Source organism: Vagococcus luciliae (assembly GCF_024637875.1).
GTDB lineage: Bacteria > Bacillota > Bacilli > Lactobacillales > Vagococcaceae > Vagococcus > Vagococcus luciliae.
In genome coordinates, this window is the sequence record NZ_CP102451.1 from 1,362,892 (window position 1) to 1,375,857 (window position 12,966).

Genomic DNA, 12,966 nt, shown 5'->3' on the forward strand with positions numbered 1-12,966 from the left:
GTCTTATTTCTTTTTTTATCTATTTTTTTACAGATGATACACCAGGTATGTTATAATTGAGAACAGAGAATATGAAGAAGGAGTGATGTAAATGACTGAAAATCAGATTGATAGTTTACAATTAGTCGTCATTACTGGAATGAGTGGTGCTGGTAAGACCGTTGCAGTACAAAGTTTTGAAGATATGGGATATTTTTGTATTGATAATTTACCACCAACATTAATTCCAAAGTTTTGGGAACTAATTAAAGAGTCAGGTAAAATCACTAAAATTGCATTAGTTATTGACTTAAGATCACGTGCATTTTTTGAAGAAATTCAAAGTATGCTAATTGAAATAGAAAATACTAAATTAGTGGATACCACTGTCATGTTTTTAGATGCCTCAGATCGAGAATTGGTTTCACGTTATAAAGAGACAAGGCGAGCTCATCCACTTGCAATGGATGGACTAGTTACAGAGGGAATTAAGAAAGAAAGAGCGTTACTTGAAGAATTAAAAGGAGAAGCGCAGTTAGTGATTGATACAACTGAACTAGCTCCTAGAGAATTAAGAGAACAAATCATGGAAAATTTTAAAAATCATGATACAGATACTTTCCGTGTCGAAATGGTTTCTTTTGGTTTTAAATATGGATTACCAATTGATGCAGATATTGTGATGGATGTAAGGTTTTTACCTAATCCACATTATATTGATGAATTGCGTCCATTAAATGGAAAAGACAAGCCAGTATATGATTATGTTATGAACTCTGACATGACGGAATCATTCTATCAGAAGTATGAAGATTTGATTTTAGATATTTTACCAGGCTATATAAAAGAAGGAAAAATGAGTTTGACTATCGCGATTGGTTGTACTGGAGGACAACATCGTTCAGTAGCATTGACTGAGAGACTAGGAAAAAAAATCTCTGAAGACTATAAAACAAATATTACCCACAGAGATATGATGAAACGTAAGGAATCAGTTAATCGTTCATGAAAACATATCGTATAAGGAAGCCTAAAATTGTTGTGATTGGTGGCGGAACTGGTTTGCCCGTTATTTTACATGGGCTTAGAGATCAAAGTGCTGATATTACAGCAATTGTAACAGTAGCAGATGATGGTGGGAGTAGTGGGCTTCTTCGTCAGAGTATTAATATGAGTCCTCCAGGAGATTTAAGAAATGTTTTAGTGGCGTTATCTGATATGCCACAAATGTATGAAGATATTTTTCAATATCGTTTTAAAAAAGAAGATAACTTTTTAGCTAATCATACGATTGGTAATTTGATTATTGCAGCAATGTCTGAAATGAAAAATAGTACTTATGAAGCAATCCAGTTATTAAGTAAGTTTATGCATGTGGATGGACATATTTATCCAGCAAGCGAGCAATCCATGACATTACATGCTAAATTTGTTGATGGGACAGGTGCAACAGGTGAAAGTACTATTGCCAAAGAACGAAAGAAAATTGATTATGTCTATGTGACCAATACAGCAGATGGCACGCCTGTTAAACCAGCTAGAAAGGTTATTTCAAGTATTCGCGATGCAGATATGATTGTTCTTGGACCTGGTAGTTTGTTTACTAGTATTTTACCTAATTTGATGATTAAAGAGCTAGGTGAAGCGGTTTGTAAATCAGAGGCTGAAGTAGTATATATTTGTAACATTATGACACAAAAAGGTGAGACTGAGCATTTTTCTGATGCCGATCATGTACGGGTATTGCATCATCATTTAGGAAAACAATTTATTGATACCGTATTGGTCAATACAGAGCCGATACCTGAAAATTACATTGATCCAACTGTTTATGATGAGTATTTATTACAAGTTAAACACGATTTTCAAGGCTTACGCGATGAAGGATGTCGTGTGATATCGACTGACTTTTTAGAGTTAAAAAATGGCGGAGTTTTCCATGATCGAACCAAAGTAGTTGAAGAGCTGTTTCGTTTGGTTTTTGGAGCAAAATATTAAAAGAATGGGGTGCTTAGAGTGTCTTTTGCATCGGATGTTAAAAAAGAACTGACTACTTTGGAAGTTCATAAAGAACATGCAAAGGCTGAATTGGCAGCTTTAATTCGAATGAATGGTTCTGTAACGTTAGCTAATAGACAATTTGTATTAAATGTTCAAACTGAAAATGCTGCAATAGCTAGACGTATCTATACACTATTAAAAGATCACTATGAAGTAAATAGTGAGTTGTTAGTGCGACGAAAAATGAAATTAAAAAAAAATAATGTTTATATCGTTCGTTTGAAACAAGGAACAAAAGAAATATTAAATGATTTAGAAATCATGGATGGCGTGATGTTTAATACCCATGTTTCAGATAGTATCATGGGGAATGAACAAAAAATGCGTTCTTATTTACGTGGTGCATTTCTAGCAGGTGGTTCAGTTAATAATCCTGAGACAAGTCGTTATCACTTAGAAATTTATTCAATGTATGAAGATCAGTGCGTTGATTTATGTGAAATGTTAAAATTTTATGGCTTAAATGGACGAGTGGTTGAAAGGCGTACAGGATTTATCACTTATCTCAAGGGTGCAGAAGAAATTGCCGATTTTTTAGTATTAGTTGGTGCAACGAACGCTATGTTAAAATTTGAAGATGTTCGAATTGTACGAGATTTACGTAATTCAGTTAACCGATTAATGAATTGTGAAAATGCCAATATGAATAAAACGGCAGATGCTGCAAAACGTCAAATTGAGAATATCCGTTTAATCAAAGAAACCGTTGGATTGGAGCAATTACCTGAAAAATTGAGGGAAGTCGCAGAAATACGTCTGGAAAATCCAGAAATCAGTTTGAAAGAACTTGGTGAAATGATTCCTTCTGGTCCAATAACAAAATCAGGTATTAATCATCGCATCCGAAAAATTAATGAATTTGCTAATAATTTAGCTCAAATAAAGTAAAAAATGTTAACTATTTACCTTATCTGTTAAAAAGAGTTGTTTGTTTAGCTGATAAGGTTTTTATGTATTTTCTCTCTAAATATCTTGATACAAGTATGGTATAATGTGAAAGTGACTATACCAAGATAGTTAAGTTAAAGGAGGGAAAACATGGAAATTGAAAAAACAAATCGAATGAATGCTTTATTTGAATTTTATTCAACTCTTTTAACAGAAAAGCAAATGAATTATATTGAACTTTATTATGCAGATGATTTTTCTTTAGGTGAAATAGCTGAGGAGTATGATGTGAGTCGTCAAGCTGTGTATGATAATATAAAGCGTACTGAAAAATTACTAGAAACTTATGAAAAAAAATTACATTTGTATTCAAATTATGTGGTTCGACAAGAGATGATTGATGAAATCAAATCATTGCTAAAAGAATCCTATCCAGAAACAGAAATGATTTATGATTTATTAGATAAAATTCAAGAAATAGAAGAAGAGTAGGGGTTTAAAAATATGGCTTTTGAAAGTTTAACAGATCGCTTACAAGTAGCGATGAGTAAATTAAAGAAAAAAGGGACGGTAAAAGAGGAAGACGTTAAAGATATGATGCGCGAGATTCGTCTTGCGTTACTTGAAGCCGACGTTAACTTACAGGTCGTTCGTGGCTTTGTCAAAAGTGTTGGAGAACGCGCAGTCGGTGTTGAAATTCTGGAATCGTTAAATCCAACCCAACAAATTGTTAAAGTAGTGGATGAGGAACTAACTAAAGTATTAGGTTCTGAGGCAGTTGGGTTAAATAAATCACCTAAGATACCGACAATTGTCATGATGGTCGGTTTACAAGGGGCTGGTAAAACAACCTTTACAGGTAAGATATCTAACTTTTTAAAACAAAATGAGAAAGCTAGACCATTATTGATTGCAGCCGACGTGTATCGTCCTGCGGCGGTGGATCAATTAAAAGTCATTGGTCAACAACTAGATATTCCAGTTTTTGATATGGGAACAGATGTTGATCCAGTTGAAATTGTTCGCCAGGGGTTAGAACAAGCTAAAGCAAATAAAAATGATTATGTGTTTATTGATACGGCAGGTCGTTTGCATATCGACGAAACTTTAATGGATGAGTTAAAACGTATTAAAGATTTTGCTCAACCTAATGATATTCTACTAACAGTTGATGCGATGACAGGTCAAGATGCTGTGACAGTAGCTCAAAGTTTTGATGAGCAACTAGATGTGACAGGGGTTGTCTTAACAAAACTTGATGGGGATACTCGTGGTGGTGCGGCACTTTCTATTCGCGCGATTACAGGAAAACCGATCAAATTTATTGGTACAGGTGAAAAATTAACGGATATTGAAGTATTCCATCCTGATAGAATGTCTAGTCGGATTCTTGGCATGGGAGACATGTTAACCTTAATTGAAAAAGCACAAAAAGAATATGACGAAGAAAAAGCAGAAGAATTAGCGCAAAAAATGCGTGAAAATAATTTTGATTTTAATGATTTTATCGAACAACTTGATCAAGTAATGGGTATGGGTCCATTAGAAGATTTGATTAAGATGATTCCAGGGATGAATAACATGCCAGGTCTTGACCAATTACAAGTTGATCCAAAAGATGTGGCTCGTAAAAAAGCGATTGTCTTCTCAATGACACCTGAGGAACGAGAAAATCCAGAATTATTAAATCCAAGTCGTAGAAGACGTATTGCAGCAGGTTCAGGTAATTCAGTTGTTGAAGTTAACCGTATGATTAAACAATTTAATGAATCTCGTAAAATGATGCAACAAATGTCTAAAGGAAACATGCCAGCTGGGCTTGAAAATATGATGGGTAGCGGTAGTGGTGTACAAGGTAAATTAGGTAAGATGGCTATGAATAGAATGATTAAGAAAAATAAAAAGAAAATGAAAAATAAAAACAAAAAGAAAAAGAAAAAATAAGAGAAGGCCATGAGCCTTCTTTTTTTATAAAACAATGTTGTCTTTTTTTTATTCTTATTATTGATTAAATCGTTTAATTAACATAATTTAATCTTATTTTATAGTAAAATCGACACAAGCTAGTTAGACTTGATATATCTTATTAATAAAAGGAGTTTTATTGGATGAAAGATGCGACTTTTTGGGCAAATGAAATTCAACAAAAAAAAATATCAGTAGAAGAATTATTAAACGAAACATATAATAAGGTTATCGAACATAGTGAATTAAACTGTTTCGTTGGATTCGATGAAGAAAGCTATCATCAACTATTACAGTCTTTAAAAACGTCTAATAAAGAAAGTCCATTTTATGGGGTACCTTTTCCATTAAAAAATATTGGTCAACAAAAAAAAGGATGGCTTAATACTGCTGGAGCTAAATTGATGACGGGTAATCAATCGTCATTAACTGATAATTACGTGAAACAGATAGAAGAAGCTGGATTCATTCCATTTGGTAAAACCAATGCACCAGAATTTGGATTTAAAAATGTGACGGATCCTTTAATCTATGGCGTAACAAAAAATGCTTGGAATAAAGATTATCATGCAGGGGGTAGTAGTGGTGGTGCCGCTTCAGCAATAGCTTCAGGTGTTATTCCATTAGCAGGCGCAAGTGATGGTGGTGGTTCTATTAGAATTCCAGCGAGTTTTTCTGGATTATTAGGATTAAAACCAAGTCGAGGAAATATTGTGACAGGGCCTGATGAGTGGCGTGCTTGGCAAGGTGCGTCTGTTAATTTTGTATTGGGCGTTTCAGTCAGAGATGCAAGAGCGATGTTAGAGATATTAAAACCGACACAACAAATTTCACCATTTTTAGCGCCACAGAATTTTTATAAACAGAAAAAAACATTAAAAATAGCTGTTTGCAATGACTCACCAGTTGGAAATAAGGTCTCACATGCAGCCAAACAATCAGTTGAGAAAGCTATTAAATTTTTAGTGAGTGAAGGACATGATGTGGTTGAAATTCCCTATCCGGTTAATGGAGATGAATTAATTCGAAGTTATTATACAATGAATGGTGGAGAAACATCTGCCATGATGACTTCATTCAAAACGCATTTGCAGCGAGAATTATCTATTGAGGATATGGAACACATGACATGGACATTATATCAGTATGGCGAAACATTATCAGCTTCAGACTATATTCAGAGCTTTTACGCGTGGGATAAAGCCACTCAAGTTATGGAAGAATTATTTGAGGAGTATGATTTGTTTTTATCACCATCAGCTACAACAACAGCTCCTAAAATAATAGAAGATTTACAAAGTAATCAAATTCGACAATCAATGAGGATGGCACATGAATTGACTAAAAAGGAATTAGCAGAATTAGTTTATGCGATGTTTGAAAAAAGCTTGCACATGACACCCTACACGCAGTTAGCTAATTTAACAGGTCAACCTGCGATTAATTTACCCATCTATGTAGCAGAAAATGGGTTACCAATTGGCGTTCAATTTATGGCTGCTAAAGGAAACGATAAATTACTCCTTGATGTAGCAGAAATATTCGAATACCATCAGCAATTTGTTTTGCCAATGTATTATAATCATTAAAAAAAACATGACTAAGAGGGAATTAAACCTCATTAGTCATGTTTATTTGTTTGTAAGGTTGTATTTCTAAAGCGTGTCCTTCATATAGTTGATGACGTTTTTCATCGGCGCTAATATTAAGAGCAATACCAACTAATATGGATAATGTCATTAAGTTAGATCCTCCGTAACTCATGAAAGGAAATGGCACACCAGTCATTGGCATAATACTTAAAATCCCACCTAGATTAACAAATAATTGAAGTAAAATTGCTGTGCTAATTCCAATACAAGCCAAAGAGTTAAAGGCATTAGTTGAACGAATCCCAATGGATAAAATTCTTAAAATTAGATAGAAAAGAATCATTAAAATGATAATACTGGCGATTAATCCGAGTTCTTCCATGGTGATAGAAAAAATAAAGTCCGTTTCAGCAACTGGTAAGAACCCTTTTTTCTGAATACTTTTTCCTAACCCTTTACCAAACCACCCACCATTGTAAATCGCAAAATATGAGTTTACTAATTGGAAACCATTATTTAACTTATCCTCGAACGGATTACTCATTACAGAAAAGCGTTTATATACATGGGAAAAACGCTCAGGTATTAGCATCCCCCCATTGAACATAACAATTTGCCAAACTAGCCCAATAAACAAGACAAGCCCACCAAAACTTAGAAAGGTGTATCCCGCAGGAATCCCACTTGAGAGAATCAATACAGCGAATAAGAAGAAAATGATGGCCGCACCACCAACATTTGGTTGAACTAACACTAACAAAATCATCCCACCAATGATGGCAGTCGGGACCATAACAGATTTGAAAAAATCTTGATTGATAGTTTCCTGTCGTTTTGAAAAAATAAACGCACAATAGAGAATAGTTGAAATCATAACAAATTCTGATGGTTGAAAACTAAAACTACCAATAGAAATCCACCTTTGTGCTCCACTTATTGTCTTTCCAAGACCCAAGACACTGGTGGCAACGAGTAAAATATATGTAAGACCAAGCATAATTTTTTGAAAAAGATCTGTTTGATAAACTTTTAATTTTGTTTTATAAATAATAGCAATTAAAATTAGCGAAATCACAAAGAAAATACCTTGCTTGGTTGCAATAGAAAAAATACTTTTTCCTTGTTGGTTGAGTTTATAAGAGCTAGCACTAAAAATCATGATGATACCAATAATATTTAGTACAATATATGGAATCAAAATTTTAAAATCTATAAATTGTAATTTTTTTCTCATGGAGAAATCCCCTTTATTAAGAATACATTTTTATATATACTAGACTAGTATAACAAAAAATAAGGCTAAAAAAAGATGATTTAACAAAAAATAATAATTTTATAAGGAATAGGAAGAGTTTAAAGTATCCCTATCTGAAGTATTAGAATAATGGTATTATAGTGGAGTTGATAGCTAAGGAGAGTGTATGATGAAAAAAAAGGTTGAAATGAATTCTTTTACTGCCATGGCAATTTTATCGATTTCATTTATTTTGACAAGTGGGGTGTCGATAAATGGTACGTTACCATTCATAAAAAAATCGCTTGAATTAACGCAAGTTAAAGCAGAGTTACTTAGTACCATTCCGAGTATTACAGTGATAATATTTATTCTATTATCTTCTGGTATCTCAAAAAAAATAGGAATGAAAAAAACAGTGGTGATTGGATTACTACTGGTTTGTCTAGGCGGAGTACTACCAAAGTTTACGCCAAATAGTTATATGATGATATTTATTGGACGGCTATTATTAGGAGCTGGATTTGGTATGTATAATGCGTTATCTGTCAGTTTTATAAATGGATTATATAGTGGAAGAAAACGTTCTGAATTGTTGGGGATTAGAAATGCGATCGAAGGGCTTGGTCAAATGGTTTTAACGTTTGTTGCGGGATTACTTATTACCATAAATTGGACTAATGCTTATCTCATCTATTTTTTAAGTTTGCCAATCGCGTTATTTTTCTACCACTATGTTCCAGAAGTTGAGATACAAACAGATAGAAAAAAAGCTTCTTTTTCATTAAGCAAGCCACTTGTTTTGACGGCTATTTTTGCCTCAAGTTTGGTGATGAATTCGATTGCAGTGGCTGTTAGATTTCCGTCATTAGCGATTGAGTTAAAAGGAGAAACGATTAATACTAGTTTATTTCTATCTATTATGCCGGCATTAGGGATTATTGCGGGATTTCTTTTTGAAAGAGTTATTCGATTATTTCATTTTAAAGTCATTTATGTTGCGTTAGGTATTAATATTTTATTTAATTTATTTGTCTATTTATCTGATTATTCGTTTATCTTACTACTTATCGGATTATTTATTTCAAGTGTTCCGGTGGCATGGATTTTACCTTATATTTTTAACCATATTGAACAAATTGCTAAAGGTGTAGATATCAATCAGTCGACATCGGTTATTTTTATTGGTTGTAATTTAGGTGTTTTGTTATCTCCAGTTTTGATGAGTCTATTAAATGGACTATTTGATACAACAGATTTAAAATTTCCTTTCCTATGTTTTGTGGTATTTTATCTAATAGTACTATTAGTGATTCGACTAAACCATGATAAGATTGAGAAATTCATGAATTAAAAATGAGAATTTATTCGCCTTAGCGTTTTATGATAAAAATAAGTCTATAATGGTTTTAGAAAATGATGAGGTGAAAGAAATGAAAAGAGTACTCGTTTTACACACAGGCGGAACGATTTCTATGACGCAAGAAGATGGTGTAGGGGTTAGCTTATCCAATAAACATCCACTAGGTGATAAATTTTTACCATTACCAAAAGACATAGAATTAGTTGTTGAAGAGGTATTTAATCTACCCTCGCCACATATTACTCCTAAAGAGATGTTATTATTAAAAGAGCGTATCGTAAAAGCCCAATCAGAAAATTTTGTGGGTGTTGTGATAACTCATGGAACCGATACGTTAGAAGAAACAGCTTATTTTTTGGAATTGACGTTGAAAAATAATTTAGCAATGGTATTAACAGGGGCAATGAGAAGTAGTAATGAAATAGGATCAGATGGCTTGTATAACTTTAGGCAGGCAATTATTACAGCTTCCCATGAATCAGCTCGTGATAAAGGTGTGTTGGTTGTGATGAATGATGAAATACATGAGGCACGATTTGTCACAAAAACCCATACAACAAGTGTCGATACCTTTCGTGCTCCAACTTTTGGACCAATCGGTATTTTATCCAAAAATAAACCTATTTTTTTAAAGGATGTTATCGAAGAAGAAGTTTATCCAGTGACAACAGTGGAAGGAACTATTCCTATTATTAAGGCTTATGCTGGTATGGATGGAACATTATTTGATCTATTAACAGAAAGAAGCATCGATGGGATTGTGATAGAAGCTCTTGGTGCTGGAAATTTACCTCCAGCTGTACTGCCTAGTTTGGAAAAAGTTTTACAAAAGAATATTCCTATAGCACTAGTTTCAAGATGTGCCAATGGCATAGCAGAAGATATATATAGTTATGTTGGTGGAGGGGTGGAACTAAAAAGTATGGGCGTGATGTTTGTTAGAGGTATTACTGGTCCTAAAGCACGATTGCGTCTATTAGTTGCATTAAATGCTAAACTCAATAAAGAAGAACTTAGACATTATATGACTGAAATTTAATTAAATAGACAAGATAAAAAACAGATAGAATGGGCTATCTGTTTTTTTATTTGATAGGTATCAATTTGATTATTATTATAACTAGCCTTATCTAGTTTTTATAAACGAATATGTATTTGTTGTTTGTCTCGTTTGATGGAATATTATTTAGTTTGTCCATTTATTAATTAATGAACTATTAACCCAATAGTTGGATTAAACATAGCTTATTTTGTGAATTTTGTTATAATAAAGTGTGTAAAAATGAATTGACTATAATGGAGGAGATGGCATTGGAAAAAGGAAAGGTTTCGGTAAAATTTATTAGTTTTTTATGTTTTATGTTAGTTTTTGGTATTCTTTCTCCAGCAATACCAGTATTTGCTGAAGAAACACAAGAAACGACTACAACTACAACGGAAAATGTAGAAACGCAGGAAAGTAATCAAAAAGAAACAAGTACATCTACAAAAAAAGAAGATCGAACAGATGATAGCGAATTGTCTACTGATGAGTCAGTAACCAATTCAGAAAGTAGCCAAGAAAAGAAAAATAAATCAACAGATTTTAATTTTAGTATTATGCATACCAATGATATGCATGGACGTATGCAATATGAAGATGGAAAAGTGATTGGTTTAGCTAAGCTCAAAACATTTAAAGATAGCAAAAATCCAACATTAATGCTTGATAGTGGGGATGCTATGCAAGGATTAGCCATTTCAAATTTTGGTAAAGGAATGGACATGGCACGTGCTATGAGCAATATTCCTTATGATGCTGTTGCAGTTGGAAATCATGAATTTGATTTTGGTTATGATCAAGCTGTGGCATATAAACAGATTTTGCCTATGGTATCTGCTAATGTTGAAAAAAATGGTAAAGAGTCATTTGAGCCCTATAAGATGATTGAAAAAGACGGGAAAAAATTTGCAGTGATAGGATTATCAACACCAGAGACAGCGTTTAAAACACATCCGGATAATGTTAAAAATGTGACATTTGATGAACCGATTCCTGTAGCTAAAAAAATGATGGAGCAATTGAAAGGTAAGGCAGATGTATTTGTCTTTTTGAGTCATCTTGGAGTAGATCAAACAACTCCGGCAGAGTGGCGTGGTGATACATTAGCAAAAAATTTATCTGAGGCATATCCTAAAGAAAAAATAGTGGTATTAGATGGTCATTCTCATACAGCTTTTCCTACTGGTCAAACATATGGGAATGTATTACTAGCACAAACTGGAAATTATTTAAATAATGTTGGGTTGATTAATATCAGTTATAAAGATGAAAATCCAACTTTTAAAGCAGAATTAATACCGGCATCAGAGTTTAAAGACATTAAAGAAGATGAAACGATAAAGAAAATAATTGATGAGACAAGACAAAAATTTGATGGCGAAATGAATCAAGTTGTTCTAGAAAATAATCCCGTTCAATTTGAAGGTCAAGGGGATAATGTTCGGACAAGAGAAACAAACTTAGGAAATATTATTGCTGATTCACTATATGATTATGGACAAACTGGATTTAAAAATGGACAAACAGACTTGGCTGTAATTAATGGTGGAGGAATTCGCACCAACATTAATAAAGGAAAAGTAACAAAAGGGGATATTTTAGCAGTTCTACCTTTTGGCAATACTATTTCTCAAATTGATGTGACAGGTAAAGAAATCAAAGAGATGTTTGAGTATTCCCTACGTTCTGAGGTTCAAAAAGATAAATCAACAGGTCAGGTTATGATAGATGAAACAACAAAACAGCCTATCTTAGGACGCAATGGTGGATTCTTACAAGTATCAGACTCTGTAAAAATTCATTATGATTCAACGAAACAAGGAGCAGGTAATAAACCTGAAGATAATCAAGCTGGACAACGTGTTTGGTCAATTAAAATTAAAAATAAAGCAACAGGAGAATTTGAACGTTTAGATGAATCTAAAACGTATAAATTAGCAACTAATGATTTCTTAGCAGCAGGTGGCGATGGTTATACTATGTTAGGTGGCTCTCGTGAAGAAGGACCATCATTAGATCAAGTGTTTACTGATTTTTTAAGTGATATTAGTGTAGATAAGAGTGAAAAAGTACTCCCAATTCGTTCTGCAAAATATGCTATTATGGATTATGAAAAAGCAATCCCTTATTCACGTATTATACCAAGTGAAACTAGTGAAGATACTATAGTGACAACTTTAGAAGAACTTGAAAAAACAATAACTGAGAGTAAAAAATTATCGGAATCTGATTATACAGTAAAGAGTTGGATAGCTTTTAGTGAAGAGTTAGTCAAAGCAGAAAAAGTATTAACAGATAAAGACGAATCAAAAGCAAAAGAAATCAATAGTGCCTTAGTAAAACAAAAAGAAGCATTGGTATCAATAAAAACATTAAAAGCTTTAGTAAAAGAAACAGATCGTTTAGAAGAAGCGGATTATACAGCTAATACTTGGCACGTATTAACTAAAGCTCTAACAGAGGCAAATAAGGTATTAACAGATGCCAAATCAAAAGAGATAGATATAACGGTAGATACTGTAAAAGAAGTTGAAGAAGCTCTTACAAAAGCTATAAAGAATTTAGCCAAAGCAACTGCTAATAATGCGGCTAAAAATAAACCAACAACAACAAATAGTTTACCAAAAACAGGTGAAAAAGTATTTAATTTTGTTAGTATTGGCCTAATTCTAACTGCAGTGGCTTCAGCTGCTTATGTTTTTAAAAATAAAGCATCTTAAATGAACAATTGATAAAAGCAAGGGACTAACTATCTCTTGCTTTTATTTTATGGATTCTAACTTGTTCATCATGATTTTTAAACCAACCAATGTTATACTACGATTAGTTACATGAAATTTTT

At 33.1% G+C, this 12,966-nt stretch carries 10 protein-coding genes; 9 read left to right on the forward strand and 1 reads right to left on the reverse strand.

Annotated features, from left to right (window positions below):
* Positions 1 to 91 precede the first annotated feature (91 nt).
* The 6 genes from rapZ (at position 92) to G314FT_RS06680 (ending at position 6,482) form a co-directional block, all read left to right on the forward strand.
* On the forward strand, positions 92 to 988 hold the full coding sequence (rapZ, locus tag G314FT_RS06655) for an RNase adapter RapZ (RefSeq protein WP_257699694.1): 897 nt from the start codon (positions 92 to 94) through the stop codon (positions 986 to 988).
* A complete protein-coding gene (locus G314FT_RS06660; RefSeq protein ID WP_257699695.1) occupies positions 985 to 1,977 on the forward strand; it encodes a gluconeogenesis factor YvcK family protein in 993 nt (330 codons plus the stop codon). The genes rapZ and G314FT_RS06660 overlap by 4 nt, the downstream gene beginning before the upstream one ends.
* Positions 1,978 to 1,995: 18 nt before the next feature.
* Positions 1,996 to 2,928 (forward strand): DNA-binding protein WhiA, encoded by a 933-nt coding sequence (gene whiA, locus G314FT_RS06665; protein WP_257699697.1) that lies wholly within the window; start codon positions 1,996 to 1,998, stop codon positions 2,926 to 2,928.
* Positions 2,929 to 3,078: 150 nt separating this feature from the next.
* Positions 3,079 to 3,420, forward strand: a complete 342-nt coding sequence (locus G314FT_RS06670) for a putative DNA-binding protein (protein WP_117972929.1) — start codon at positions 3,079 to 3,081, stop codon at positions 3,418 to 3,420.
* Positions 3,421 to 3,432: 12 nt separating this feature from the next.
* Positions 3,433 to 4,872: a signal recognition particle protein gene (gene ffh, locus G314FT_RS06675; RefSeq protein WP_257699708.1), complete on the forward strand. Its 1,440-nt coding sequence runs from the start codon at positions 3,433 to 3,435 to the stop codon at positions 4,870 to 4,872.
* A 164-nt stretch (positions 4,873 to 5,036) separates the two neighbouring features.
* Complete coding sequence (locus G314FT_RS06680; protein WP_257699710.1) at positions 5,037 to 6,482, forward strand: amidase family protein; 1,446 nt, start codon at positions 5,037 to 5,039, stop codon at positions 6,480 to 6,482.
* Positions 6,483 to 6,504: 22 nt separating this feature from the next.
* Here G314FT_RS06680 and G314FT_RS06685 read toward each other — a convergent pair whose 3' ends face one another.
* On the reverse strand, positions 6,505 to 7,719 hold the full coding sequence (locus G314FT_RS06685; protein WP_257699712.1) for an FtsW/RodA/SpoVE family cell cycle protein: 1,215 nt from the start codon (positions 7,717 to 7,719) through the stop codon (positions 6,505 to 6,507).
* A gap of 190 nt (positions 7,720 to 7,909) precedes the next feature.
* Here G314FT_RS06685 and G314FT_RS06690 point away from each other — a divergent pair, with 190 nt between their 5' ends.
* The 3 genes from G314FT_RS06690 (at position 7,910) to G314FT_RS06700 (ending at position 12,844) form a co-directional block, all read left to right on the forward strand.
* Positions 7,910 to 9,073, forward strand: coding sequence for an MFS transporter (locus G314FT_RS06690; protein WP_257699714.1), 1,164 nt, complete (start codon positions 7,910 to 7,912; stop codon positions 9,071 to 9,073).
* Positions 9,074 to 9,152: 79 nt separating this feature from the next.
* Positions 9,153 to 10,121: an asparaginase gene (locus G314FT_RS06695; RefSeq protein ID WP_257699715.1), complete on the forward strand. Its 969-nt coding sequence runs from the start codon at positions 9,153 to 9,155 to the stop codon at positions 10,119 to 10,121.
* A gap of 272 nt (positions 10,122 to 10,393) precedes the next feature.
* Positions 10,394 to 12,844: a bifunctional metallophosphatase/5'-nucleotidase gene (locus G314FT_RS06700; RefSeq protein ID WP_257699716.1), complete on the forward strand. Its 2,451-nt coding sequence runs from the start codon at positions 10,394 to 10,396 to the stop codon at positions 12,842 to 12,844.
* Positions 12,845 to 12,966 lie beyond the last annotated feature (122 nt).